Raw genomic sequence first — 26,339 nt, 5'->3', positions numbered from 1 at the left:
GAAGTGGGAAGAAGGTCTCGTCAATCCAAAAAGGAGTAATCAATGAAGAATGAAATGCTAGCTCTGATCCTTGCTGGTGGGCAAGGAACTCGCCTTGGAAAACTCACTCAAAGCATTGCCAAACCTGCAGTGCAATTTGGGGGACGTTATCGTATTATTGACTTTGCCTTATCCAACTGTGCCAACTCAGGTATCCACAATGTTGGCGTGATTACTCAGTATCAACCGCTTGCCTTAAACAACCATATCGGAAATGGTTCTAGTTGGGGTCTTGATGGTATTAATACTGGGGTTTCTATCCTTCAACCTTATTCTGCAAGTGAAGGAAATCGTTGGTTTGAAGGAACAAGTCATGCGATTTTCCAAAACATCGACTACATCGATAGCATCAATCCAGAGTATGTGTTGATCCTTTCTGGAGACCATATCTACAAGATGGACTATGACGAAATGCTTCAGTCTCACAAAGACAATAATGCCAGCCTTACCGTAGCTGTATTGGATGTCCCTTTAAAAGAAGCTAGTCGTTTCGGAATTATGAATACGGATGCCAACAATCGAATTGTCGAATTTGAAGAAAAACCTGCAGAGCCAAAATCAACAAAAGCTTCTATGGGGATCTACATTTTTGACTGGTCTCGTCTTCGCAACATGTTAGTAGCTGCAGAGAAGAGTGACATGGATATGTCTGACTTTGGTAAAAACGTTATTCCAACTTACCTTGAATCTGGAGAAAGCGTCTATGCTTATGAATTCAAGGGCTATTGGAAAGACGTGGGAACTATTGAATCTCTCTGGGAAGCGAATATGGAATACATTGATCCAAACAATGCCTTGGACAGCCGTGATCGTCACTGGAAGATCTATTCTCGTAACTTGATTTCACCACCAAACTTCTTTGGCGAACATGCCCATATTGAAGATTCCTTGGTAGTGGATGGGTGCTTGGTAGACGGAACAGTAAAACATTCTATCTTGTCTACGGAAGCACAAGTTCGTAAAGGTGCAGTCGTTGAAGATTCTGTCGTCATGAGTGGTGCCATTATCGGTCAAGGTGCTGTAATTAAACGTGCTATTATCGGTGAAGGAGCAGTTGTTTCAGAAGGTGTTGTCATTGATGGAACGGAAGAAGTACAAGTCGTTGGATATAACGAAAAAGTGGGGGTAGCAACAGATGAAGATTGATAAGTATTCAGCTATTTTAGGAAACACAGTAGGCTTCCATGATATGTCATCATTGACAGATCATCGTCCTGTTGCCAGTCTGCCATTTGATGGGAAATATCGCTTGATCGACTTCCCGCTTTCTAGCCTCGCTAATGCAGGAATCCGTAGTGTATTTGGTATCTTCCAGCAAGAAAATATCAGTTCTGTCTTTGACCATATTCGCTCTGGTCGTGAGTGGGGCTTGTCAACTCTTTTGAGCCACTACTATCTCGGTATCTACAACACTCCAGTAGAAAGTTCAAACGTTGGCAAGGAATATTATGAGCAACTATTGACCTATTTGAAACGCTCTGGTTCGAACCAGACAGTCGCTCTTAACTGTGATATCTTAGTAAACATTGATTTGAACCAAGTCTTCCACTTGCACAATACCGTTGACAGACCAATCACAGTGGTCTACAAAAAGATGCATCATCGTGACATCTCTGAAGTAAATGCGGTTTTAGAAATCGATGAGACAGATCATGTACGTGGACAAAAGTTGTTTGATGGAACAGATCCAGATGCTCTCTATAATATGTCAACGGATATCTTTATCGTTGATACACCATGGTTGATTGAAAAATTGGAACAAGAGGTTCACAAGGAACATCCAGAAAAATTGCGTTATATCCTACGTGATTTGGCGGTTGAATACGGAGCATTCGCATTCGAATACACTGGCTATATTGCCAATATTCATTCTGTTGAATCCTACTACCGCGCTAATCTTGATATGTTGGAAACCAATAAATTCATGTCTCTCTTCTCACCAAATCAAAAAGTTTATACCAAGGTGAAAAATGAAGAGCCAACTTACTATGCTCCTGGTTCGCAAATTAAGAATTCGCAATTTGCATCAGGAAGCATTGTCGAAGCTTTGGTACATGATTCTGTCATTTCTCGTCGTGTTCATCTCCACAAGGGGGCAGAAATTCGTAGCAGTCTCTTATTCCCGGGAGTCGTTGTCCATGAGGGAGCTGTCGTAGAGCATGCGATTCTTGACAAGGGCGTCGTAGTTGAGACTGGTGTAACCATTCGTGGAACCAAAGAAGCACCTCTTGTGATTAAAAAAGGTGCTGTGATTACAGAGGATATTGGATAATGAAATTATTGTTTGTTGCCGCTGAAGGAGCTCCCTTTTCAAAAACAGGGGGCCTAGGAGATGTGATTGGGGCACTTCCTAAATCCTTGGCTAAAAAGGGACATGATGTCCGTGTCGTCCTTCCTTATTACGATATGGTGGAGGCGAAATTTGGCGATCAGATTGAAGATGTGCTACACTTTACTACAAAGGTAGGTTGGAGAAGTGAGTATGTTGGGGTAAAACGTATTTTTAGAGATGGTGTTACCTTTTACTTCATTGATAATCAAAAGTACTTCTTTAGAGGACACGTCTATGGAGATTTTGATGATGGGGAGCGTTTTGCCTTCTTCCAATTGGCAACGCTTGAGATGATGGAACGAGTAGACTTTATTCCTGACATCATCCATGTTCATGATTATCATACAGCCATGATTCCTTTCCTACTAAAGGAGAAATACCGTTGGATTCAAGCTTACAATGGGATTAAGTCTGTCTTAACCATTCATAATCTGGAGTTCCAAGGTCAGTTTGACCCAGGAATGTTGTGGGATCTGTTTGGAGTTGGTTTTGAGCGCTACGAAGATGGTACCCTTCGGTGGAAGGATTGCTTGAACTGGATGAAGGCTGGGATCCTCTATGCTGATCGAGTGACCACTGTTTCACCAAGTTATAGTTATGAAATCAGGACAGCTGAATATGGTTGTGGCCTTGATCAAATCTTGCGCATGGAATCTGGTAAATTGACGGGGATTGTGAATGGAATCGATACAGACCTATACAATCCTGAGACAGACCCGCTCTTGACCTATCATTTCAGTAAAGATGATTTATCAGGAAAAGCAGCAAGTAAGCGAGCTCTTCAGGAACGTGTCGGACTTCCGGTTCGTGATGATGTTCCCTTGTTTGGAATCGTTTCTCGTTTGACTCACCAAAAAGGGTTTGATGTGGTAGTTGAAGAATTACATAACCTCTTACAAAAGGATATCCAAATCGTTCTTTTGGGAACAGGAGATCCTGGCTTTGAACATGCCTTTTCTTGGTTTGGTCAAGCTTATCCAGATAAACTCTCTGCCAATATTATGTTTGATGTCCAGTTAGCGCAGGAAATTTATGCTGCTTCTGATGTCTTCTTGATGCCAAGTCGTTTTGAACCATGTGGACTATCTCAAATGATGGCCATGCGCTATGGCACGCTACCATTGGTTCACGAGGTAGGAGGACTTCGAGATACAGTACAAGCCTATAATGTGCTTGATGGTAGTGGTACTGGCTTTAGCTTTAACAACCTTTCTGGTTACTGGCTAAACTGGGCTGTAGATCAAGCATTGACAGTCTATACTCATGATAAGGATGCTTGGCTTGGTCTCCAAAGACAAGCCATGAGCCGTGACTTCTCATGGGATACAGCTAGTCAACATTATGCTGATCTCTATCAATCATTATAAGATGAATGGAAAACGCCTATTTTAGGCGTTTTTTTTGCTTTTGCAGGGAAGAGTTTGCCCAAGGAATGTTGCAAACACCATCTGTATCTAATTCAAATGGGGAATACAAAGCTCTGGGTCTCAATATGGCCTACGAACGTCCCAACGATGGAAACCAATGGTACAATACCAATCCAAATGACCTCACCTCACGCGAGGAGATTGATCGGTAAATGAAGGGGTAAAACGATACGCTCATACTTCTGGATTATCTAGAAGGGGAAGCTGTCCTCAATAAATTCAGTCAAGATTGGAATAAAGCTTACTTCAATCAAGTTGTGACAAGTGCCAAAAAAGGAATTCAATCTATTGAAATCGATGGTAAAACCTACAATAGCTATGAAGACTTGAAACGTGCATTTGCTGAAGCAGTTGATAAAGATAAGGCTACCCTAAGTAACGGATCTGTCAAATTTGGCAATACTGTTTCACTGAAAGAAAAAGTCTTTAAGAAATTGCTGCAAGAAACGGACAGTTTCAAAACCTCTATTTTTAAATAGGAAGAAAATGCTCATCTGCTCGTCAGGTGAGTTTTTTCTATCATTGGTAATAATGCTTCCTCTTCTGATAAAAATAATATAAATTTGTGTGGAATACAAAAATAGACAAAGCGTCTAAAAACGATTAGGGTCTTTTGAAAACTAGTGGCAAGAGGAATTTTGAAAGTAGTAACAGAATTGCTATAAAACGTTTTCTTTCTAGGCAAACATTTGACTATTATATCTTTTAGGAGTAAACTAGAGGAGTAAAATATATTTAAGGAGAATTCATCATGAATTTAACATTTTTAGGTCTTTGTTTAGCCTGTTTTGGTGTGTCACTTGCGGAAGGTTTGATGATGAGCAATCTGTTCAAATCTGCATCACGTCAACCAGAAATTATTGGTCAATTGCGTAGTCTCTTGATTCTTGGTGTTGCCTTTGTAGAAGGTACCTTCTTTGTAACCCTAGCGATGGCATTTGTCATTAAATAGACAACTCTATTTAGAAATGGAGGTGTCAAACCATGGAAGAAAGTTTGAATCCAACCGTTAATATTGGACCAATATCCTTTGATTTGACCCTGCTTGCCATGTCTCTTGTAACTGTTTTGATGGTTTTTGCCTTTGTCTATTGGGCAAGTCGTGAAATGACCATCCGTCCAAAGGGCAAACAAAATGCTCTTGAGATGATTTATGACTTTGTGATTGGTTTTACCAAACCAAACATTGGAGAATCATACATTAAGGATTATTCCTTGTTTCTGTTTTCTCTCTTTCTGTTTATCTTGGTTGCCAATAATATTGGCTTAATGGCAAAAGTACAAACAACAAACGGTTATAACTTGTGGACTTCCCCAACAGCTAACCTTGGATACGATTTATCCCTCTCATTATTGATCACTTTGATCGCCCATGTAGAAGGAGTTCGTCGTAGAGGCGTTAAAGAATATTTGAGAGCATTTGTTACACCTGGCTTTATGACTCCGATGAACATTTTAGAAGAGTTCACCAATTTTGCTTCCTTGGCGATTCGGATCTACGGAAATATTTTTGCCGGTGAGGTCTTAGCTGGATTGCTATTGACCTTGTCACAAAATGCTTTGTATTGGTATCCTTTTGCCTTTATCGCAAACATGTTATGGACAGCCTTTTCAATTTTCATTTCATGTATCCAAGCCTATGTATTTACCATGTTGTCATCCATGTACATAGGTAAAAAAATAAACGGTGAGGAAGAGTAAGTAGAGGAGTAGAAGATGGATTTAACAATTGGTACCATTATTGGTGACTTTATACTGATCGCTGGTTCCTTCCTCTTATTAATCTTTTTAGTAAAGAAATATGCTTGGGGTAATATTACTAGTATTTTGGATGCGCGTGCTGAAAAAATTACCAACGATATTGACGAAGCAGAGGCAGCCCGTAAAAAGGCTGAGGAACTAGCTGCAAAACGCGAAGCGGAGTTGGCAGGTAGTCGTCAAGAAGCAACGACAATTCTTGAAACAGCTAAGGAAACAGCCGAAAAAAATAAGGCTCATATTCTCAGTGAAGCTAACCAAGAAGCCCTTCGCTTGAAAGAAAAAGCGCAATTAGAAATTTCGCAAAATAAAGAAGAAGCGATGAACAGTATCAAGGGAGATGTCGCAGACCTAACCGTCAACTTGGCAGGTAAATTGCTAAGCCAACAGTTGGACTCTGAAGGCCATCGCCAACTGATCGATCGCTACCTAAATGAATTAGGAGATGCCTAATGGACAAAAAGCAATTAATGGTAATTGAGAAATATTCCCAGCCTTTTGTTCAATTGGTATTTGAAAAGAATCAGCAAGATGACGTTTATGAAAAATTAAGTCAAATTAAGGCTGTTTTTGAAGAAACAGGCCTTGCTGCATTTTTAGCTCATATCGGTGTAGAGGATGAAGAGAAAGCGAAGAGTCTTCGACTCTTTCAAAACTCGGATTCAGCATTACTAGACCATTTGATTGAAGTGGTTATTCTCAATCATCGTGAAGCCTTATTTTATGACATTGTCAGAGTTAGTATGGATCAAATTCAACAGCTGAGCAACTGTTTCGAAGTAACCGTTTCTTCGGTTGCCGGACTGGATCAGGCTCAAAAAGAAAAGTTGATCCCTATTATTGAAAAGAAATTTGGTATCCAAGTTCGTTCGCTTAAAGAAGAACTGGATCCAGATCTGATTGGTGGTTTTGTGGTTTCAGCAAATCACAAGACGCTTGATACCAGTCTCAAACGTCAATTGCAAGTCATAAAAGCAAATTTGAAATAGAAAGTGGTGTGAATTTTGGCGATTAACGCACAAGAAATCAGCGCTTTAATTAAGCAACAAATTGAAAATTTCCAGCCAAATTTTGACGTCACAGAGACCGGAGTCGTTACCTATATTGGTGACGGGATTGCGCGTGCTCATGGCCTTGAAAATGCAATGAGTGGGGAGTTGTTGATCTTTGAAAACGGCTCATACGGAATGGCGCAAAACTTGGAAACGACAGATGTCGGGATTATCATCCTTGGAGACTTCACAGACATTCGTGAAGGAGACTCGATTCGTCGGACTGGTAAAATCATGGAAGTCCCTGCTGGGGACGCCTTGATTGGTCGGGTTGTCAATCCTCTTGGTCAGCCAGTGGATGGCTTGGGAGAAATCGTAACTGATACCTTCCGTCCAGTTGAAACACCAGCTCCTGGTGTTATGCAACGGAAATCTGTATCAGAGCCTCTTCAAACGGGCTTGAAAGCCATTGATGCCCTTGTTCCGATTGGACGAGGCCAACGGGAATTGATCATCGGAGACCGTCAAACAGGAAAAACCTCAATTGCCATCGATACTATCTTGAACCAAAAGGATCAAGATATGATCTGTATCTATGTAGCAATTGGACAAAAAGAATCAACGGTTCGGACACAAGTAGAAACACTTCGTAAGTATGGAGCCATGGATTACACCATTGTGGTGACGGCATCAGCCTCACAACCATCTCCACTCTTGTTCCTTGCACCTTATGCAGGGGTTGCTATGGCCGAAGAGTTCATGTACAATGGCAAACACGTTTTAATCGTCTATGATGATTTGTCTAAGCAAGCCGTTGCTTACCGTGAATTGTCCCTTCTTCTTCGTCGTCCGCCAGGACGGGAAGCCTTCCCAGGGGATGTTTTCTACCTTCACAGCCGTTTATTGGAACGTTCTGCGAAAGTATCGGATGAATTGGGTGGTGGTTCCATTACTGCGCTTCCAATCATTGAGACACAAGCAGGGGATATTTCTGCTTATATCGCGACTAACGTGATTTCGATCACAGATGGCCAAATCTTCTTGCAAGATAGCCTCTTTAACTCAGGAATTCGTCCAGCCATTGACGCAGGTTCATCTGTGTCACGGGTTGGTGGATCAGCCCAAATCAAAGCTATGAAGAAGGTTGCGGGGACTCTCCGTATTGACCTAGCTTCTTACCGTGAGTTGGAAGCCTTCACCAAGTTTGGTAGTGACTTGGATGCCGCTACTCAAGCTAAGTTGAACCGTGGTCGCCGGACAGTAGAAGTCTTGAAGCAACCAGTCCATGAACCATTAACTGTCGAAAAACAGGTAGTCATCTTGTATGCTTTGACACATGGATTCTTGGATAGTGTACCTGTTGATGATATCCTTCGCTTTGAAGAGGAATTGTTTGCCTTTGTAGAAGTGCATCATCCAGAAATCTTTGAAACCATTCGTACGACCAAAGATCTTCCAAGTGAAGAAACAATGGATGCAGTGATTACTGACTTTGTCAACCAATCAAGTTTCAAATAGAAATAGGAGTGGCAGATGGCAGTTTCTTTAAATGATATCAAAAATAAAATTGCATCGACAAAGAATACCAGTCAAATTACAAATGCTATGCAGATGGTATCTGCTGCCAAACTTGGGAAGTCTGAGCAAGCTGCCAAGGACTTCCAAATTTACGCATCTAAGGTTCGTAAGCTATTGACCGACCTCTTACATGGACATGAGGCTGAGAATGATAAGTCTAAGTACCATCCATTTTTAAAGAGTCGGCCTGTCAAAAAGTCTGCTTATATTGTCATCACTTCTGACCGTGGACTAGTGGGTGGCTACAACGCCTCTATTCTCAAGTCTGTCATGGAATTGAAGGAAGAATACCATCCAACGGGTGAGGATTTTGAAGTCATCTGTATTGGAAGTATTGGGGCAGATTTCTTTAGAGCAAGAGGCATCCAGCCGGTTTATGAACTACGTGGCCTAGCTGATCAACCAAGCTTTGATGAAGTGCGGAAGATCATTAACAAGACAGTCCAAATGTATCAAAATGAATTGTTTGATGAATTGTATGTCTGTTATAACCACCACGTCAATAGTTTGACCAGTCAATTGCGGGTTGAGCAAATGCTTCCGATCATTGACTTGGACCCCAACGAAGCAGATGAAGATTATATCTTGAATCTGGAGTTGGAATCAGACCGAGATGCGATTTTGGATCAATTGCTTCCACAGTTTGCTGAAAGTATGATTTATGGAGCCATCATTGATGCCAAAACAGCTGAAAATGCTGCCGGTATGATGGCCATGCAAACAGCAACAGACAATGCCAAGAAGGTAATTGATGAATTGACCATTCAATACAACCGAGCTCGTCAGGCAACCATTACGCAAGAAATTACGGAAGTTGTTGCAGGAGCGAGTGCGCTTGAGTAGTTGATTCGATGCACATTTTAACAATACAAAAATAAGCTTGCTTATATGTATGACCAAGCTTAGAAACTTAATAGAATAGGAGAATGACATGAGTTTAGGCAAAATTTCTCAGGTTGTAGGTCCTGTCGTTGACGTAGCTTTTGCTGCGGGCGATAAACTCCCTGAGATTAATAATGCGCTTGTAGTCTATAAAAATGACCAACAAAAATCAAAAGTCGTTCTTGAAGTAGCTCTTGAACTTGGGGATGGTGTCGTTCGCACCATTGCCATGGAATCAACAGATGGCTTGACTCGTGGGATGGAAGTATTGGACACTGGTCGTCCAATCTCTGTGCCTGTCGGAAAAGAAACTCTTGGACGTGTTTTCAACGTCTTGGGAGATACCATTGACTTGGAAGAAGCATTTCCAGAAGATGCTCCTCGTGAATCCATTCATAAAAAAGCTCCATCCTTTGATGAGCTTTCTACTTCAGAAGAAATTCTTGAAACAGGGATCAAGGTCATTGACCTCTTGGCCCCTTACCTGAAAGGTGGGAAGGTCGGCCTCTTCGGTGGTGCCGGAGTTGGGAAGACCGTCTTAATTCAAGAATTGATCCACAACATTGCCCAAGAGCACGGTGGGATCTCCGTCTTTACCGGGGTTGGTGAACGGACCCGTGAGGGGAATGACTTGTACTGGGAAATGAAGGAATCTGGCGTTATCGAAAAAACAGCCATGGTCTTTGGACAAATGAACGAACCACCAGGAGCACGGATGCGTGTAGCCTTGACTGGTTTGACCATTGCGGAATACTTCCGTGATGTGGAAGGTCAAGACGTTCTCTTGTTTATCGATAATATCTTCCGTTTCACCCAAGCCGGATCAGAAGTATCAGCCCTTTTGGGACGGATGCCTTCTGCCGTGGGTTATCAACCGACCTTGGCAACTGAAATGGGTCAATTGCAAGAACGGATTACCTCAACCAAGAAAGGTTCTGTTACATCGATCCAGGCCATCTACGTGCCAGCCGATGACTACACAGACCCTGCACCAGCAACAGCTTTCGCCCATTTGGACTCTACGACCAACTTGGAGCGTAAATTGGTTCAATTAGGGATTTACCCTGCCGTGGACCCATTGGCATCAAGCTCGCGTGCCCTTTCCCCAGATATCGTCGGAGAAGAGCACTATGCAGTGGCTTCTGAGGTCAAACGCGTCCTTCAACGTTACCACGAATTGCAAGATATCATTGCTATCTTGGGGATGGATGAATTGTCTGATGATGAAAAGACCTTGGTGGCTCGTGCCCGTCGTGTCCAATTCTTCTTGTCTCAAAACTTTAACGTGGCGGAACAATTTACTGGTCAACCAGGTTCTTATGTACCGGTTGCTGAAACTGTTCGTGGCTTTAAGGAAATTTTGGATGGGAAGCATGACCACTTGCCAGAGGATGCTTTCCGTGGTGTCGGTTCGATCGAAGATGTGATCGCCAAAGCTGAAAAAATGGGATTCTAAGAAGAGGTGAAAGATGAGTCAAATGAACGTCCAAATCGTTACACCGGATGGACTGGTTTATGATCATCATGCCGCATTTGTATCTGTCAAGACAATTGATGGTGAATTAGGGATTTTACCTCATCATATCAATACCATTGCGGTTTTGGCTGTAGACCAAGTCAAGGTTCGTCGTGTCGACGATGACAAACATATTGATTGGATTGCAGTCAATGGTGGGATTATCGAAGTAGCGGATAATGTCATTACCATTGTAGCGGATTCAGCTGAACGCGCCCGAGACATTGATATTAGCCGGGCTGAGCGTGCAAAATTGCGTGCGGAAAAGGCTCTTGAAGAAGCCAAAGATCAACATTCTGTTGATATGGAGCGTCGTGCAAAAATTGCCCTTCAACGAGCTATTAACCGGATTAATGTCGGAAATCGATTATAAATACAAAAAGAAGTTGATTGGATCGACTTCTTTTTTTCGCATCTTAAGAATATGAAAGGAAACTTTGTCTTATGGTATAATAGAGGTATGATTCAAATGATTTTTACTTTTTGCAGTCACCTATTATTTATTTCTTTTGCCTACCACCTTCTTTCAACAGTGGTTCAGTGGGAGCGTTTTTTAAAGGTAAGTGCTGATACAGCCGTGAAAATTCGTCTTCTTATTCTATTGATCAGCATTAGTTTAGGGTATTTGACCAGTAGCTTCTTTATCAGTGTTTATGAATTCAGTCGGCAGTTGTTTAACGGGAACTTTTAGCTTCTTTTTTGATGAATTTATGGTATGATAGTAGTCGTGACTGAATGAAATGGAGTAATAACGAGTATGGATAAAATTATTGTAAACGGTGGTCAAAATCGCCTAGTTGGAACTGTGAAGATTGAAGGAGCAAAGAATGCCGTCCTTCCCCTTTTAGCAGCAACTGTTTTGGCCAGTGAAGGAACAACGACTTTGACCAATGTTCCTGTTTTATCTGATGTCTTTACCATGAATAATGTCGTTCGTGGCTTGAACACTCAAGTGACGTTTGATGAAGAGACCAATACAGTAGTCGTTGATGCAACTCAACCTTTAACAGAAGAAGCGCCTTACAAATATGTCAGCAAGATGCGGGCTTCGATCGTCGTATTAGGTCCTGTCTTGGCTCGGAATGGTCATGCCAAAGTTTCCATGCCGGGTGGATGTACCATTGGTAGTCGTCCAATCGATTTGCACTTGAAGGGATTGGAAGCCATGGGGGCCAAGATCACTCAAACTGCGGGCTATATTGAAGCAAAAGCAGATCGTCTTCATGGAGCGCATATCTATATGGATTTCCCATCCGTAGGTGCGACGCAAAACATCATGATGGCAGCAACTTTGGCAGATGGAACTACGGTTATCGAAAATGCAGCCCGCGAACCTGAGATTGTGGACTTGGCCTCTCTTTTGAATAAGATGGGTGCTAAGGTGCGTGGAGCAGGCACAGAAACCTTGACGATTGTTGGGGTGGATCGCTTGCATGGCGCGGTTCACAATGTTGTTCAAGACCGGATTGAGGCAGGTACCTTTATGGTTGGTGCAGCCATGACAGGTGGAGACGTTTTAATCGAGGATGCTATCTGGGAACACAACCGCCCTCTTCTTTCTAAGATGCAAGAAATGGGTGTTGAAGTAACGGAAGAAGAAAATGGTATTCGCATTCGCTCAGATGTCTCTAAATTGAAACCAGTGACGGTAAAAACCCTTCCTTATCCAGGCTTCCCGACTGATATGCAAGCCCAATTCACTGCTTTGATGGCCATGGCCTCTGGTGAATCGACTATGATTGAAACAGTCTTTGAAAATCGTTTCCAACACTTGGAAGAGATGCGTCGGATGGGCTTACACTCAGACATTATGAGAGATACAGCCCGCATCCAAGGTGGAGCTAGCTTACAAGGGGCTGAAGTGATGTCGACAGACTTGCGTGCTAGTGCGACCTTGATTTTAATGGGGCTTGTAGCTGAGGGAGAAACCAAAGTTAGCAAGTTAACACACCTTGACCGTGGATATTTTAAATTCCATGAGAAATTGGTGGCTCTTGGAGCAGATGTACGTCGTGTGAAGGAAGATGATGATGAAAACTAAATTAAAAGCAATTGGAAAACAATTGGGAATCGTCCTATTGGTTCTTACTATTTTAGCGATTGTCTTCGCTCTTGGCTTGGTCATTGGATATGGTATCATTGGTAATGGGAAGGATCCTTGGTCTATTCTCTCGCCAGATACATGGAAGGAAATCCTTCAGAAATTTACAGGTAAGTAACTATTTATCAAAAGAGGAGCTTGAGATCGTGATCCCAGGCTCTTTCCAATTCAGTAGAAATAGAGGAAACCATTGTGGCAAACAATCAAAAGAAACCACTTAAAATGAAAAAATCGGGACAAACCTTACTAGGCTTGGTGGTGGCTGCAGCTCTCTCGATCGGCGGGTATTATTTTAGTCATCCCCAGCCAGTCGCTAGTCACTCTCAAGTTCAAACGGTTGTCACTTCGAGTCAACAAGCAACACCGAGTAAGGAACTAGCAGAGAGTGTTCTGACGGATGGTGTTCGTACGAAACTAGGAAAGAACATTCAATGGAACGAAGCGGGCGCTTTCATTATTAACCAGAACAAAACCAATCTGGATGCAGATGTTGCGAGTCTCCCTTATGCAGATACGAAGACAAAGACTGTAAAAGGACGAGAAATCCCAACAGTTGCCAACGCTTTGATGACCAAGGCGACTCGTCAATACCAAAAGAGAGAGCAGACAGATGTAGATTGGACGCCAGCTGGATGGCACCAAGTAACCAATTTAGCTGGGGAATATGACCATGCGGTTGATCGGGGACACCTTCTCGGCTATGCCTTGATTGGCAAGCTTGATGGCTTTGATGCCTCAACGAGCAATCCAAAAAATATAGCGGTTCAAACAGCTTGGGCGAATCAAGCGCGTGATAGTTTTTCGACAGGACAAAATTACTATGAGACCCTTGTTCGGAAGGCCTTAGACAATAATAAGCGGGTTCGTTATCGGGTGACTCTCCACTATGCATCGGATGATGATTTGGTACCAGTCGGCAGTCAAATTGAAGCAAAATCTAGTGATGGTAGTCTAGAGTTTAATGTTTTTGTTCCAAATGTTCAGAGTGGGATTAGTTTGGATTATCGTACGGGAAAAGTAACAGTGCATCGTTAAGCTAAACGGAAAAGAAGAAGCAAGATAAGAAGGATTCGGTTGGCTTTGTAGTCAACTGAATCTTTTTCTTTTCATGACTGCAATCTTTAGTTTATTTTAAGAAAATTAAGGTATACTATGCTCTTCTAGACCTAAACAGAGGTCTTTCCAAGAAAAGGAGGAGCTTATGAGAACTATTATAGCCATGATTCGTTTTCTAATAAGGGCCATTTGGAGTCTTGTTTGGGGCTTGTTTTGGACCCTGGCCCTCAGTTTTGCCCTAGTAGTTGGTGTTCTGTTCTTTAGTGGCAAAACCGGTAGCGGGATAGACGGCGTCAGTCGTGCGGCCCAAACGGTTGTCACGCAGGTGGATGCTTACTTTCATCGAACTGGTCCTATGCTAAGTCAAGGGAGCCCATCTGCTCAAGAAGGCCTAGCAACTGATGGCCATACCTCTACAGGAGCAAGGTGGGATCAGGCAACTGCAAAAGTTTATCTAGATCCTGCGATGGATGAGACCTTTACCCTTGCTTATGAGGAAGCGCTTGAGTCTTGGAATCAGACAGGGGCCTTCACTTTCCAACTTGTCACCAGTGAAGAAGAGGCGGATATCCTCCTAACAGAGATGGATGATAGCACGGTTTCTGCAGCAGGTGAAGCAGAATCCCAGACCAATGTTTTAACTCATCGATTCAAACGTGTGATTGTTCGTTTGAATCGCTATTACCTATTAAATAAGCAGTACAACTATTCCCATCAACGGATTGTGAATACAGCTGAGCATGAACTAGGCCATGCCATTGGTTTGGACCATAATGAGGAAGAGTCCGTCATGCAGTCGGCTGGTTCCTTTTATAGCATCCAAGCGAGGGATATTGAAGCTGTTCGTCAACTATATAAGGAGTCAGAATGATCAAACGGATACTGTATCTTATTCGAACCTTTCCAGAACAAGTGGCACTCTTTGTGTTTAACTCTGGAATCTTTCTTTGGATATCCCAAAAAGGGCAAGTAATTTCCCATGAATTAGGCATTCAACAGGCTTGGGAAAATTATGCTCCTGAGGGAGTCCGTCAATTTTTCGGGAACAATAGGGAAGCTGTTCAAGCTTTCTTCTCCCATTCGGCCATTACTTGGCTGATTGGCTCCATGATTATCCTGCTTGTGATTCGCTTTGTGAAGGGCGTCATCAAATGGGGCTTGTTTTTGCTAGTGATTGGCATCGGGCTTTTCCTAGCCTATCAGTACAGTCAAATGGCTTCCAATGTCTCAGCGATTTAAAAAGTGAAGAAAGGTCAAGCGCGTCTAGCGTTTGGCCTTTTCTTCAATTGTCAATTTGTCAAAAGTAAGGTACAATGAAACTATGATTATTTTACAAGCCAACAAAATTGAACGCTCTTTTGCAGGGGAGGTTCTTTTTGATAATATCAGCCTGCAAGTGGATGAACGGGATCGAATTGCTCTGGTCGGAAAGAACGGCGCAGGCAAGTCTACGCTCTTGAAAATCTTGGTGGGAGAAGAAGAGCCGACCTCAGGAGAAATCAATAAAAAACGCGACCTTTCTCTCTCTTATCTGGCCCAGGATAGCCTCTTTGAGTCGTCTAATACCATCTACGATGAGATGCTCCATGTCTTTGACGATCTTCGTAAGACGGAAAGAACCTTACGGCAGATGGAGCTCGAGATGGGGGAAAAAACTGGAGCCGATTTGGAGAAACTCATGCAGGATTATGACCGGCTCTCGGAAGAATTCCGTCAGGCTGGTGGCTTTACCTATGAGGCAGATATCCGTGCCATTTTAAACGGCTTCAAGTTCGATGAATCTATGTGGCAGATGAAGATTGAAGAGCTGTCTGGAGGGCAAAATACCCGTTTAGCTCTGGCCAAGATGCTCTTGGAAAAGCCAAATCTTTTGGTACTGGATGAGCCGACCAACCACTTGGATATTGAGACCATCGCCTGGTTGGAAAATTACTTGGTCAATTATAGTGGGGCCCTTCTCATTGTCAGTCACGACCGGTATTTTCTAGATAAGGTAGCAACCATTACTCTGGACTTGACCAAGCATTCTTTGGACCGCTATGTCGGCAATTACTCCAGCTTTGTCGAGCAAAAAGAGCAAAAACTCCTGACCGAAGCCAAGAACTACGAGAAGCAACAAAAAGAAATCGCTGCTCTCGAAGACTTTGTTAATCGCAATTTAGTGCGGGCTTCGACCACCAAGCGGGCCCAGTCTCGTCGCAAGCAGTTGGAAAAAATGGAGCGTCTAGACAAGCCCGAAGCTGGGACCAAGTCTGCCCATATGACCTTCCATTCTGATAAGACCTCTGGCAATGTCGTTTTGACAGTAGAAGAGGCAGCTGTCGGCTATGACGATCAAGTCCTATCAGAGCCCATCAATCTGGATATCCGCAAGATGAATGCGGTCGCTATTGTAGGACCAAATGGGATCGGGAAATCGACTCTTATCAAGTCCATCGTTGGACAGATTCCTTTTATCAAAGGAGAAGCCCGTTTTGGGGCCAATGTCGAGGTAGGCTACTATGACCAGATTCAGAGTAAGCTAACCCCTCACAACAGTGTTTTGGATGAACTCTGGAATGACTTTAAGCTAACACCAGAAGTGGAAATTCGCAATCGCCTGGGAGCCTTCCTTTTCTCTGGGGACGATGTCAAGAAAACCGTCGGCATGCTGTCAGGTGGAGAGCGGGCGCGCCTGCTCTTGGCTAAACTATCCATGGAGAATAACAACTTTTTGATTCTCGATGAGCCGACCAACCACTTGGACATCGATAGCAAGGAAGTGCTGGAAAATGCCTTGATTGATTTTGACGGGACTCTTCTCTTTGTCAGCCACGACCGCTACTTTATCAATCGGGTAGCCACCCAAGTCTTAGAACTCTCAGAAGAGGGTTCAACTCTTTACCTAGGAGACTATGATTATTATCTGGAGAAAAAAGCAGAGTTAGAGGCCCTTGCCGCAGCGCAAGCAGAAGCTGTGCCCGCTGCTTCAATGGAAGAAGTCACCAGCAATGATTATCACTTACAAAAGCAAAACCAAAAGGAACTCCGTAAAATCACTCGTCGCATTGAGCAATTGGAAGCGGAGATGGAAGAGCTGGATCAAAAAATTCAAGCCATTACCGAAAGCATGCATAGCACCAATGATGCGGAAGATTTAGTTCAATTGCAAAGCAATCTGGATCAATTGACCATCCAACAGGAAGCGGTCATGGAAGAGTGGGCAGAACTGGCGGAGAGAGTGTAGTTTTCTAATTTGCCTAAGGAGAACATTGTGATGACTGAAAATGATTGGTTTATGAATCAGATTAAAGGTGTGGCCGATATAATTGGTACAACTTTGCGCCTACAGATTCAGAATTTAGATTTGGGGCAGTATGAGGATGAGGAAGGAAGACTCATCAACGGGAATCACTATCTTCAGCAAGTTTTAGAAGAGCAGCGCTTTGCAGAGGCCATTTCTTTTGTTGAAGAGCAGATGAAACGCCTACCTCTTCATCAGTATGATCTATTGGTTGATTGGCTGATTTCTTACTTAAGACAATTAGATTTTACAGTTAAAGAAAATCAAGGATTCTACGAAGGATACTTGCAAGAGTTAGAAAGGTACTTAAAGGAATTTAAGTGGTAATCAAATGGAAGATTTAGGCAAAGTTTTTCGTGAATTTCGAATGGGTAAAAATTATTCATTGAAAGAAGCTGCAGGAGAAGCCTGCTCGACGTCTCAGTTATCCCGCTTTGAATTGGGCGAGTCGGATTTAGCTGTCTCGCGTTTCTTTGAGATATTAGATAATATCCATGTGACGATTGAGAATTTTATGGATAAGGCCAGAAATTTTCAACACCATGAACATGTGGCCTTGATGGCCCAGATCATTCCTCTTTACTATTCAAATGATATTACTGGTTTTCAAAGGCTTCAAGAAGAACAACTTGAAAAGGCTAAAAGTTCGACCAATCCCCTCTATTTTGAATTGAACTGGATCTTGTTACAAGGGCTGATTTGCCAGAGAGATGCCAGCTACACGATGAAGCAAAGTGAACTGGAAAGGGTGGCGGATTATCTCTTTCAAACGGAAGAGTGGACCATGTATGAGTTGATCCTCTTTGGCAATCTTTATAGCTATTATGATGTGGATTATGTCACTCGGTTTGGTAGAGAAGTGATGGAGCGTGAAGATTTCTACAAGGAAATTGGTCGCCATCGAAAACTGGTCTTGATTCTAGCTCTGAATTGTTACCAGCATTGTTTAGAACACCGTTCTTTTGAAAATGCTAGTTATTTTGAAGCCTATGTTGAAAAGATTATCGGCAAGGGAATTAAACTCTACGAACGCAATGTCTTTCATTACCTCAAGGGATTTGCCCTCTATCAGAAGGGACAAAAGAAAGAAGGCTGTCAGCAAATGCAGGAAGCCATGAATATTTTTGATGTGTTGGGACTACCAGAGCAGGTAGCTTACTATCAAGAACACTTTGATAAATTTGTAATAGATGAATGTTCCTAAATAAGCAAGAGATAAAGGAGATTTTATGAATCGACATGCGGTCCAATTAATTAGTCGTGGAGCGATTAACAAAATTGGAAATATGCTTTATGATTATGGGAATAGTGTCTGGCTGGCCTCAATGGGGACTATAGGAAAGACGGTATTAGGAATCTATCAGATTTCTGAGTTAGTGACAGGGATTCTCGTGAATCCTTTTGGAGGAGTGATTTCAGACCGTTTTTCTCGTCGCAAGATTTTGATGACGACCGACTTGGTGTGTGGACTCCTTTGTTTGGCGATTTCTTTTATCAGAAATGATCGTTGGATGATTGCGGCCCTGATTTTTGCCAATATTGTTCAGGTCATTGCCTTTGGTTTTTCTCGACCTGCCAATAAAGCCATTATTACAGAGGTGGTAGAGAAAGAAGAGATTGTAACCTACAATGCGCACTTGGAGTTGGTCTTACAGGTTGTTAGTGTCAGTTCACCTGTCTTTTCTTTCCTAGTTCTACAATTTGCCAGTCTCCATGCGACCCTCTTACTAGATGCGCTGACCTTTTTCATTGCCTTTGTCCTAGTGGCATTCCTTCCGAAAGAAGAAGCTAAGGTTCAAGAAAAGAAACAGTTTACGGTGAAAGATATTTTTTCTGATATCAAGGAGGGGTTAGACTATATCTGGCATCAGAAAGACATCTTCTTTCTCCTCTTGGTGGCTTCCGGCGTTAATTTCTTTTTTGCAGCTTTTGAGTTTTTACTTCCCTTTTCGAATCGACTTTACGGAGTCAAGGGGGCTTATGCGACTATTTTAACACTGGGTGCAATTGGGTCTATTCTAGGAGCACTTGTTGCCAATAAAATTGCATCAAGTATGAAAATTCTCCTGTTTTTACTGATTATGGCGGGGGTCGGAGTGTTCATGATGGGCTTGCCTCTTCCGCCTTATTTTTCCTTTTCGGGAAATCTGGTCTGTGAATTTTTTGTGACCATTTTCGACATCCACGTTTTTAGTCAAGTGCAAACCAAGGTGGAAGATGATTATCTGGGGAGAGTCTTGAGCACGATTTATACTTTGGCTGTTCTTTTTATGCCCATCGCCAAAGGTTTGATGACTTGGTTACCAAGTGTCCAAGTAGAATCCTTTCTCCTGATTGGAGCTGGAGTTATTCTCTTTTCACTCTTTGCTCAGCTAGTAGCTAAGCAGTTTCAATCAAAAGAACAGTAGGTATCCTTTTATAAAATTGCAATCTATTATTTTTCCCAAATAAGGGACAAAATGAAAACCTCTTTCATGAACTGATACAATAGTTTCAGAAAATGAAGGAGGTTTTTTTATGAAGCGACATGCAGTCCAGTTAATTTCTCGTGGTGCGATCAATAGAATGGGAAATATGCTCTATGATTATGGGAATAGTGTCTGGCTGGCCTCGATGGGGACGGTAGGAAAGACAGTATTGGGGATTTATCAGATTTCTGAACTTGTGACCTCCATTCTAGTTAATCCATTTGGAGGCGTGATCTCAGATCGTTTTTCCCGTCGCAAGATTTTGATGACGACCGACATGGTTTGTGGGCTTCTTTGTTTGGGCATTTCTTTTATCAGGAACGATCGTTGGATGATTGCAGCCCTGATTGTTGCCAATATTGTCCAAGCCATTGCCTTCGCTTTTTCTAGAACTGCCAATAAAGCCATTATTACAGAACTTGTAGAGAAAGACGAGATTGTGACTTATAATGCCCACTTGGAGTTGGTCTTACAGGTTATTGGTGTCACTTCTCCCGTGTTCTCTTTTCTTATTTTACAATTTGCCAGTCTCCATGCGACCCTCTTACTGGATGCACTGACCTTTTTCATTGCTTTTGTACTGGTTGCTTTACTGCCGAAAGAAGAAAAGGTTCAAGAAAAGAAAGGGTTTACGGCAAAGGATATTTTTTCTGATATAAAGGATGGATTGCACTACATCTGGCAGCAGAAAGACATTTTCTTTCTCTTGTTGGTTGCTTCCAGTGTCAATTTCTTTTTTGCAGCTTTTGAGTTTTTACTTCCCTTTTCCAATCGACTTTACGGAGTCAAGGGGGCTTATGCGACCATCTTAACCTTGGGAGCTATCGGGTCCATTATCGGAGCCTTGATCGCCAATAAATTTAAATCAAGCATGGAGATGCTTCTCTTCTTATTGATTTTAACAGGAGTAGGAGTATTCATGATGGGCTTACCTCTTCCTCCTCTCCTTTCCTTTTCTGGAAATTTAGTCTGTGAACTCTTTATGACGATTTTTAATATCCACTTTTTTACCCAAGTGCAAACCAAGGTGGAAGGAGACTATCTAGGCAGGGTCTTAAGCACCATTTTTACCCTGGCCATTCTCTTTATGCCCATTGCCAAAGGCTTGATGACTTGGTTGCCAAGCGTCCGAGTAGAATCCTTTCTCCTGATTGGCGCTGGCGTCATTCTCTTTTCCTTCCTAGCCCAACTAGTAGCCAAGCAGCTACCATCAAAAAGTCATTAGATCAGCATGAAAAAAAGCACCGACTGGTGCTTTTTTTGATCTAGACAAACTATTTTACAGAAAACAACCGAAGCGATGCTAAAAAATCAATCGGTGCTTTTGTTTTCGATTTGTTCGATTTTTTCTTCTTTTTCGCTCGACATCTTTTGTCCTAGTTGTTTTTTCGCAGATTTTAATTCATGTTTTAATGAGAAATTTTTTGGAAGGCTGACTAAGAAAGTCACTAGCGAACCGAGAAGGACACAGATCAGAATCAAAATGATGAGAGGGAGTTTAAATTGGACCAGCAAAAAGTTCACAGTCACCGTTTGCATATTGGCCAAGGAAATAATTGCAATGAGCAGTACAGAAATCAGTAGTGTAACATATTGTAGTTTTCGTTTATTCATTTTGTCTCCTTATTCTTCTAATTCAGCCTTGCTTTTCACATCAGCGTATTCTTCTGCTTTTTCAAGGCTTAAGATATCATTGTAAGTCGCTAGGTCGATGTCTTGTCCATATTTTTTCTTTAGAGCAGTTGTCACCAAGCGATAGGCTAAATTGGCGTTACGAGAGAGGATAGGGCCGTGGAAGTAGCTCCCAAAGACGTTTTTGTAATGAACGCCTTCGCACCCATCTTCCTTGTTGTTCCCATTTCCATAGACGACCTTGCCCAGCGGTTTTTCATCCTCTGCCAAGAAGGTCCGACCCTGGTGGTTTTCAAAACCATAGTAGGTTTCATTGAACTCTTCGTTATGGATCTTGATGTCGCCAATATAGCGGTTGTTTTCTTGGTTGAGAGTGTAATGCCCCATAATACCAAGACCTTCAATGCGTTTGCCAGAAGCTTCAATGTAGTACTGACCTAGAAGCTGAAAGCCACCACAGATAGCAAGGACTACACCATCGTCATGAATAAAGCGCTCGAGGTCTTCTTTTTTATCTGGTAGATCTTCTGATACAATGGTCTGTTCGTAGTCTTGACCTCCACCGAAAAAGGCAATATCGTAGACTTCTGGATCAAAGCGGTCTTTGAGAGAAACGATATCCACAGTGACATGAGCACCAAGCTTCTCCGCAACGTACTTGAGCATGAGGATATTTCCATTGTCCCCATAGGTATTCATCAGATTCCCATAAAGATGGGCGATTCTCAATTCGAATTGGTAGGTTTCCTGATCAGGGGATTGTAGTGAAGTGTAGGTCATTAATTCATCTCCTTTCCAATCAGGTGTTCTTGAGCTAGAAGTTCACGGAATTCTAGCATGGCCGTATAGGTGGCTAAAATATAGGCGTGAGGGGTTTCCTGTTGCTGGATGCGTTGGAAGACCTCTTTTAATTCAGCTATTTCTGTAATCTTTTCAGCAGGATAGCCTGTAACCCGAAGTCGCCGAGCAATTTCAGAGTGGCGCACCCCTCCAGCATTGATCTCTGGAATGTCCATTTGAGTGATTTGTTCAAAGTCCGCATCCCAGATCCAGCTGGTGTCTATTCCGTCAGCATAGTTGGCATTGAGAAGCACGGACAAGCTGAATGGATAAGGTGCTAGCTTGATCATTTCAATAGCCTGCGTCGCACCGACTGGATTTTTGATCAGGACCAAGGTACATTCCTTGTCCCCAATCTTAAAGGTTTCTTGACGACCAAAGACAGCCTTACTCTTGTCGAAACCACGCTTAATGACGTCTGGACTTACTTCAAAATAATGGGCAACAGCAACTGCAGCGAGGGCATTATAAATATTATAGAGGCCCCCAATATTGATGTGGTAGTTTGTCCCGTTGATCTTAAAGTGAGAAGAAGTATTGGTTAGCTCGGTCAATTCATCGACAGCGACTGTCAAAGGAGGACGGTGGAAGCCACAGTGTTCACAGAGGTAATCCCCCAAATTCGCATAGGTATTCAACTGGTAGGTCAAGATGCCATGACATTCTGGACAGACAATTCCTTCTGTATTGTAATGGGCCAACTTGGGAGCAGTTTTTTCTATATCAAAGCCAAAATATTGAACGGTATTTGGTAGGGGAAGGGTATGGAATAGAGGACTATCCCCATTCATCAGAACAGTCGCCTGTGGCGCTTTTTTAATCCCATCCAAGATCATCCGATAAGTCGTGTAGATTTCCCCATAGCGGTCCATTTGATCCCGGAAAATATTGGTGATTACAAACAAGGTCGGAGTGATGTAGTCACAAATTCGAGACAGGCTGGCTTCATCGATTTCAAGAACAGCGATAGGACGACCAGAAGAACCCTTTGCGTTCAAGAAAGTAGTCGTAATCCCTGAAATCATATTGGCTCCACTAGGATTGGTCACGATAGGTCCGAAAGCCTCCTGAAGGATTCCAACAGTGAGAGCTGTTGTCAGTGTTTTCCCATTCGTACCAGTGACAACTACAATTTCGTAGTTCTGGGCCAGGTGTTGTAAAATGTCTTTATCAATTTGAAGGGCGATTTTTCCAGGAAGGGTAGAGCCACGTCCAAGCATGCGCAAGAGGTGACTACTCATTTTTCCGGCAATAAGCCCCATACTAGTCTTAATCTTCATAATTCATATTTTATCACAAAAACCAATAGAAGGTTACAGAAAAATCTGTTGAAACATGATATAATGATGTAGAGTAGTTTGAACGCGCTATCCTTTGCTAGAATCCTTACTTTTGCTAGTAAGCATCCACAATGGTTAGCTGCGCGAAAAGCCTAGAAGAGAAGTGGTAGGTATGAGATTGTGAACATCCAACAATTGTCAAATCCCCAGTATTGGGCCAGTTTATTTCCCACTCCCTGGAGTGTGATTATCAACCTTATTGACATTGCCCTGGTAGCCTGGTTATTGTATTATTTTATAAAAGCCATTGTCGGCACTAAAATTATGATTTTAGTCCGTGGTGTCTTGGCCTTTTTCTTATTTGAGTTAGTTGCCAATATGATTGGTCTGACGACCATTTCTTGGTTGATTAACCAAATCATCACCTACGGGGTCATTGCTGCGGTAGTGATTTTCTCCCCAGAAATTCGGACGGGATTAGAACGATTAGGTCGAGCAACTGAATTTTTCTCAACCAACCAGATTAGTCCAGAAGAAAAATTGGTTCAATCTTATGTAAAAGCCGTTGAGTATATGAGTCCTCGGAAGATTGGTGCCTTGGTTGCGATTCAAGGGAGTAGAACCCTTCAAGAATATATTTCTACGGGGATTCCCCTCGATGCAGATGTTTCGGGTGAACTGCTGATTAATATTTTCATCCCCAACACCCCGCTTCACGATGGGGCAGTGATTGTCACCAATGATAAAATTGCTGTATCTTGTGCTTATCTCCCCTTAACAGAAAGCACGGGAATTTCAAAAGAGTTCGGTACGCGACACCGGGCTGCAATCGGCTTGTCTGAGGTAAGTGATGCCTTCACCTTTGTTGTTTCGGAAGAAACGGGTGGTATCTCCATTGCGAGAAATGGGAGCTTTAGACACGACCTCAGTATCGAAGAATTCGAACAAGAATTGCGTTCCTTCATTATTCCAGAAGATCAAGGAAAAAAAGATTTGAAATCAAGAATTTTTGGAGGACGTATCAAATGATTCCAAAAAGAAAAATTGTCTATATTGTGACATCAGTCTTTTTCTCAAGTCTCTTATTCATCATTGCCACCTCTGTTAATTTCCAGAATAACAGTAGTGCGCGTCAAGTGAGCTCTGAAACTTACACGAACACCTTAACCAATATTCCGATTGATGTAAAATATAACGATAGTAAATATTTTGTTAGCGGGATTAGTTCAGAAGTAACAGTTTTTCTGAAGGGATCTAACCGTGTCGCCTTAGCATCAGAAATGCAGGCTAGTACTCGTAAATTTAAAGTGGTAGCTGATCTTAGCAATCTGAAAGAGGGCCAGCATGAAATCACCTTAAAGGTCGAAGACCTGCCTTCAGGATTGACTGCAACCATCGAACCTCAGAAAGTTACTGCAAAAATTGGTAAGAAAAAAACGAAAAAGTTTGATGTTTCCGTCACGGTACCGGACAAACAAATTGCCCCAGGGTGGAGTCTCTCATATGTTACGTTTTCTGAAGATAAGGTCTCTGTAACTAGCGACCAGGATACTTTAGCCAAAGTTGATCATGTAGAAGCCATCTTCCCTGAAGGAGATCTTTTAAGCAATACCTACACAGCAACCGTCTCCTTGAAGGCAGTAGATAGCGAGGGAAATGATTTACCAGTTATTATCTCTCCATCAGAACTATACATGAAGGTTGAGTTGAAACAGACAAGTTCTAGCTCTTCCTCATCTAGTTCCTCATCAAATAATAGCAATTAATAAAGAATCATCGAAAGGATTATCATAATGGGTAAATATTTTGGAACGGACGGAGTCCGTGGAGAAGCAAACGTCGAATTGACGCCAGAGTTGGCCTTTAAGCTCGGTCGATACGGAGGTTACGTTCTCAGCCAACATGAGAAAGAAACTCCCCTTGTTTTCGTAGGACGAGATACCCGTATTTCTGGTGAAATGTTAGAAAGTGCTCTCGTAGCAGGTCTCCTATCTGTAGGGATTAAAGTTTATAAACTCGGTGTCATCGCGACACCAGGTGTAGCTTATTTGGTTCGTTCTGAAGGTGCAAGTGCTGGGGTCATGATTTCTGCCAGTCATAATCCAGCCTTAGACAATGGGATTAAATTCTTTGGGAATGATGGCTATAAATTAGACGATGACCGTGAACTAGAGATTGAAGCCTTATTGGATGCGGAGTCTGATACTCTTCCTCGTCCTAGTGCGGAAGGTCTTGGAACGGTAATGGACTATCCTGAAGGACTTCGTAAGTATCAAGAATACTTAGTTTCAACTGGAACCCAGCTTGAAGGAATGCACGTGGCTCTGGATGCTGCGAATGGTTCAGCATCTACAAGTGCCCGCCAAGTCTTTGCTGACTTAGGAGCACGTTTAACAGTTATTGGAGAAAGCCCAAATGGTCTCAATATCAATGACCAGGTAGGCTCTACCCATCCTGAGGCTTTGCAGGAGGCTGTTCGAGAGTCTGGTGCAGCCATTGGTTTAGCTTTTGATGGTGATAGTGACCGTTTGATTGCGGTTGATGAAAATGGGGACCTAGTCGATGGTGATAAAATCATGTACATCATTGGGACCTACCTTTCTGATAAAGGCCTCTTAAAAGATAACACCATCGTAACGACGGTCATGTCCAATCTAGGATTCCATAAAGCCTTGGATGCTAAAGGTATTCATAAGGTTGTAACTGCGGTAGGAGACCGCTATGTAGTTGAAGAGATGCGGAAGTCCGGATATAATCTTGGTGGAGAGCAATCTGGTCACGTGATTGTTATGGACTACAATACTACTGGAGATGGCCAGATGAGTGCTGTTCAATTGACTAAGATTATGCAAGAAACTGGACGAACCTTATCAGACCTTGCATCAGAAGTGACCATCTATCCTCAAAAATTGGTCAATATCCGTGTTGAAAATAGCATGAAAGATAAGGCGATGGAAGTTCCTGCTATTCATGCAATTATTGAAAAAATGGAAGCTGAAATGGCTGGGAATGGCCGCATCTTAGTGCGTCCAAGTGGTACCGAGCCACTGCTTCGTGTTATGGCAGAAGCTCCGACTGATGACGAAGTGGATTACTATGTGGATACAATTGCCGCTGTGGTCAAAGATGAAATTGGTCTTGAAGATTAAATAAAG

At 42.5% G+C, this 26,339-nt stretch carries 28 protein-coding genes and 1 pseudogene; 26 read left to right on the top strand and 3 right to left on the bottom strand.

Features of this window, described 5'->3' with window-relative positions; all coding sequences use genetic code 11:
• Positions 1-42 precede the first annotated feature (42 nt).
• From D7D50_RS09435 to D7D50_RS09325, 23 genes and pseudogenes are all read left to right on the top strand, one after another.
• The gene (locus D7D50_RS09435) at positions 43-1,185 is read left to right on the top strand and encodes a glucose-1-phosphate adenylyltransferase (RefSeq protein WP_117744046.1); all 1,143 of its coding nucleotides are present in this window, start codon (positions 43-45) and stop codon (positions 1,183-1,185) included.
• The gene (gene glgD / locus D7D50_RS09430) at positions 1,175-2,311 is read left to right on the top strand and encodes a glucose-1-phosphate adenylyltransferase subunit GlgD (RefSeq protein WP_117744047.1); all 1,137 of its coding nucleotides are present in this window, start codon (positions 1,175-1,177) and stop codon (positions 2,309-2,311) included. Before D7D50_RS09435 ends, glgD begins: the two co-directional genes overlap by 11 nt.
• Positions 2,311-3,738 (top strand): glycogen synthase GlgA, encoded by a 1,428-nt coding sequence (glgA, locus tag D7D50_RS09425; protein WP_120702145.1) that lies wholly within the window; start codon positions 2,311-2,313, stop codon positions 3,736-3,738. The genes glgD and glgA overlap by 1 nt, the downstream gene beginning before the upstream one ends.
• Positions 3,739-3,785: 47 nt before the next feature.
• Positions 3,786-4,277, top strand: a pseudogene (locus D7D50_RS09420) (ZmpA/ZmpB/ZmpC family metallo-endopeptidase); the annotation flags it as partial.
• Between the two features lie 272 nt (positions 4,278-4,549).
• On the top strand, positions 4,550-4,750 hold the full coding sequence (locus tag D7D50_RS09415; protein ID WP_023022742.1) for a F0F1 ATP synthase subunit C: 201 nt from the start codon (positions 4,550-4,552) through the stop codon (positions 4,748-4,750).
• Between the two features lie 32 nt (positions 4,751-4,782).
• A complete protein-coding gene (gene atpB, locus D7D50_RS09410; RefSeq protein WP_023026623.1) occupies positions 4,783-5,499 on the top strand; it encodes a F0F1 ATP synthase subunit A in 717 nt (238 codons plus the stop codon).
• Between the two features lie 15 nt (positions 5,500-5,514).
• Positions 5,515-6,009 carry a F0F1 ATP synthase subunit B gene (gene atpF / locus D7D50_RS09405; protein WP_023026624.1) on the top strand — a complete coding sequence of 165 codons (495 nt, stop codon included), beginning with the start codon at positions 5,515-5,517 and terminating at the stop codon, positions 6,007-6,009.
• Positions 6,009-6,545 (top strand): F0F1 ATP synthase subunit delta, encoded by a 537-nt coding sequence (locus D7D50_RS09400; RefSeq protein ID WP_120702143.1) that lies wholly within the window; start codon positions 6,009-6,011, stop codon positions 6,543-6,545. The genes atpF and D7D50_RS09400 overlap by 1 nt, the downstream gene beginning before the upstream one ends.
• Positions 6,546-6,560: 15 nt before the next feature.
• Positions 6,561-8,066, top strand: coding sequence for a F0F1 ATP synthase subunit alpha (gene atpA / locus D7D50_RS09395; protein ID WP_023022746.1), 1,506 nt, complete (start codon positions 6,561-6,563; stop codon positions 8,064-8,066).
• A 15-nt stretch (positions 8,067-8,081) separates the two neighbouring features.
• Complete coding sequence (locus tag D7D50_RS09390; RefSeq protein WP_023022747.1) at positions 8,082-8,969, top strand: F0F1 ATP synthase subunit gamma; 888 nt, start codon at positions 8,082-8,084, stop codon at positions 8,967-8,969.
• A gap of 88 nt (positions 8,970-9,057) precedes the next feature.
• Positions 9,058-10,464, top strand: a complete 1,407-nt coding sequence (atpD, locus tag D7D50_RS09385) for a F0F1 ATP synthase subunit beta (protein WP_031573407.1) — start codon at positions 9,058-9,060, stop codon at positions 10,462-10,464.
• Positions 10,465-10,477: 13 nt separating this feature from the next.
• Positions 10,478-10,897 (top strand): F0F1 ATP synthase subunit epsilon, encoded by a 420-nt coding sequence (locus D7D50_RS09380; protein WP_120702141.1) that lies wholly within the window; start codon positions 10,478-10,480, stop codon positions 10,895-10,897.
• Positions 10,898-10,984: 87 nt separating this feature from the next.
• The gene (locus tag D7D50_RS09375) at positions 10,985-11,215 is read left to right on the top strand and encodes a DUF1146 family protein (RefSeq protein WP_117744055.1); all 231 of its coding nucleotides are present in this window, start codon (positions 10,985-10,987) and stop codon (positions 11,213-11,215) included.
• 66 nt (positions 11,216-11,281) lie between these two features.
• Positions 11,282-12,565, top strand: coding sequence for a UDP-N-acetylglucosamine 1-carboxyvinyltransferase (gene murA, locus D7D50_RS09370; RefSeq protein WP_023026629.1), 1,284 nt, complete (start codon positions 11,282-11,284; stop codon positions 12,563-12,565).
• Positions 12,555-12,743 carry a DNA-directed RNA polymerase subunit beta gene (locus tag D7D50_RS09365; RefSeq protein ID WP_023022752.1) on the top strand — a complete coding sequence of 63 codons (189 nt, stop codon included), beginning with the start codon at positions 12,555-12,557 and terminating at the stop codon, positions 12,741-12,743. The genes murA and D7D50_RS09365 overlap by 11 nt, the downstream gene beginning before the upstream one ends.
• Before the next feature lie 104 nt (positions 12,744-12,847).
• On the top strand, positions 12,848-13,660 hold the full coding sequence (locus D7D50_RS09360; protein WP_174705370.1) for a DNA/RNA non-specific endonuclease: 813 nt from the start codon (positions 12,848-12,850) through the stop codon (positions 13,658-13,660).
• Between the two features lie 166 nt (positions 13,661-13,826).
• Positions 13,827-14,552 carry a matrixin family metalloprotease gene (locus D7D50_RS09355; RefSeq protein ID WP_117744057.1) on the top strand — a complete coding sequence of 242 codons (726 nt, stop codon included), beginning with the start codon at positions 13,827-13,829 and terminating at the stop codon, positions 14,550-14,552.
• Positions 14,549-14,920, top strand: coding sequence for a hypothetical protein (locus D7D50_RS09350; RefSeq protein WP_117744058.1), 372 nt, complete (start codon positions 14,549-14,551; stop codon positions 14,918-14,920). Before D7D50_RS09355 ends, D7D50_RS09350 begins: the two co-directional genes overlap by 4 nt.
• Before the next feature lie 82 nt (positions 14,921-15,002).
• A complete protein-coding gene (locus D7D50_RS09345; protein WP_120702139.1) occupies positions 15,003-16,907 on the top strand; it encodes an ABC-F family ATP-binding cassette domain-containing protein in 1,905 nt (634 codons plus the stop codon).
• 30 nt (positions 16,908-16,937) lie between these two features.
• Positions 16,938-17,291 carry a hypothetical protein gene (locus D7D50_RS09340; protein ID WP_117744060.1) on the top strand — a complete coding sequence of 118 codons (354 nt, stop codon included), beginning with the start codon at positions 16,938-16,940 and terminating at the stop codon, positions 17,289-17,291.
• Between the two features lie 4 nt (positions 17,292-17,295).
• Positions 17,296-18,168 carry an XRE/MutR family transcriptional regulator gene (locus D7D50_RS09335; RefSeq protein ID WP_120702137.1) on the top strand — a complete coding sequence of 291 codons (873 nt, stop codon included), beginning with the start codon at positions 17,296-17,298 and terminating at the stop codon, positions 18,166-18,168.
• A 25-nt stretch (positions 18,169-18,193) separates the two neighbouring features.
• Positions 18,194-19,372 (top strand): MFS transporter, encoded by a 1,179-nt coding sequence (locus D7D50_RS09330; protein WP_120702135.1) that lies wholly within the window; start codon positions 18,194-18,196, stop codon positions 19,370-19,372.
• Between the two features lie 109 nt (positions 19,373-19,481).
• Positions 19,482-20,657, top strand: a complete 1,176-nt coding sequence (locus D7D50_RS09325) for an MFS transporter (RefSeq protein ID WP_120702133.1) — start codon at positions 19,482-19,484, stop codon at positions 20,655-20,657.
• Positions 20,658-20,743: 86 nt separating this feature from the next.
• On the opposite strand, the gene D7D50_RS09320 is transcribed toward D7D50_RS09325, so the two are convergent.
• The 3 genes from D7D50_RS09320 to murT are packed head-to-tail and all read right to left on the bottom strand — an operon-like array spanning position 20,744 to position 23,184.
• A complete protein-coding gene (locus D7D50_RS09320; protein ID WP_023026638.1) occupies positions 20,744-21,046 on the bottom strand; it encodes a lipopolysaccharide assembly protein LapA domain-containing protein in 303 nt (100 codons plus the stop codon).
• Positions 21,047-21,055: 9 nt separating this feature from the next.
• Positions 21,056-21,844 (bottom strand): lipid II isoglutaminyl synthase subunit GatD, encoded by a 789-nt coding sequence (gene gatD / locus D7D50_RS09315; protein WP_120702132.1) that lies wholly within the window; start codon positions 21,842-21,844, stop codon positions 21,056-21,058.
• On the bottom strand, positions 21,844-23,184 hold the full coding sequence (gene murT / locus D7D50_RS09310) for a lipid II isoglutaminyl synthase subunit MurT (RefSeq protein WP_117744065.1): 1,341 nt from the start codon (positions 23,182-23,184) through the stop codon (positions 21,844-21,846). The genes gatD and murT overlap by 1 nt, the downstream gene beginning before the upstream one ends.
• Before the next feature lie 180 nt (positions 23,185-23,364).
• Here murT and cdaA point away from each other — a divergent pair, with 180 nt between their 5' ends.
• From cdaA to glmM, 3 genes are read left to right on the top strand one after another with little or no spacing between them, the layout of a single operon-like run.
• Positions 23,365-24,213, top strand: coding sequence for a diadenylate cyclase CdaA (gene cdaA / locus D7D50_RS09305; protein ID WP_023026641.1), 849 nt, complete (start codon positions 23,365-23,367; stop codon positions 24,211-24,213).
• Positions 24,210-24,950 carry a CdaR family protein gene (locus tag D7D50_RS09300; RefSeq protein ID WP_120702130.1) on the top strand — a complete coding sequence of 247 codons (741 nt, stop codon included), beginning with the start codon at positions 24,210-24,212 and terminating at the stop codon, positions 24,948-24,950. Before cdaA ends, D7D50_RS09300 begins: the two co-directional genes overlap by 4 nt.
• Positions 24,951-24,977: 27 nt before the next feature.
• Entirely contained in the window at positions 24,978-26,333 is a 1,356-nt protein-coding gene (gene glmM / locus D7D50_RS09295) for a phosphoglucosamine mutase (RefSeq protein ID WP_120702128.1), read from the top strand.
• Positions 26,334-26,339 lie beyond the last annotated feature (6 nt).

Source organism: Streptococcus koreensis (genome assembly GCF_003627135.1).
GTDB lineage: Bacteria > Bacillota > Bacilli > Lactobacillales > Streptococcaceae > Streptococcus > Streptococcus ilei.
Note: the sequence above shows the minus strand (reverse complement) of the source record. Positions and strands in the feature narration are given on the sequence as shown.